The sequence below is a fragment of the Paraburkholderia sp. SIMBA_027 genome (assembly GCF_046535315.1).
Classification (GTDB): Bacteria; Pseudomonadota; Gammaproteobacteria; order Burkholderiales; family Burkholderiaceae; genus Paraburkholderia; species Paraburkholderia tropica.
This window is the reverse complement of sequence record NZ_JAWRWY010000703.1, coordinates 1-267: the sequence shown is the minus strand read 5'-3', so window position 1 is coordinate 267 and position 267 is coordinate 1. Positions and strand designations below refer to the sequence as shown.

At 64.4% G+C, this 267-nt stretch carries 1 protein-coding gene; it reads right to left on the bottom strand.

What is annotated here, in order from left to right; genetic code table 11:
- Positions 1–267: triose-phosphate isomerase (locus tag SB764_RS40845; RefSeq protein WP_410866874.1), on the bottom strand; the 267-nt coding region annotated here is incomplete at both ends.

The following is a 267-nucleotide window of genomic DNA, read 5'->3' as shown; positions in this document are numbered from 1 at the left end:
CACACGGGCTCGTAGGCAACCACCAGCTCCGACGCCTGCTCGGCTGTGAGGCCATCCACGCCGGCACGCAACTGGGCCAAGGTGTGCTCTACGTGTGTACCCGCCTGGCGGACTTCCAGCCCCTCCCCAACACACAGGACCGGGACGACGTCGTGGCGGAATGCGGCTTTGACCTTGGCGTTCAGGACCTCGTCGGTCTCATTGTGGATGGTGCGGCGCTCACTGTGGCCCACGAGGACGTAAGAGCAACCTAGCTTGCCAAGGAAC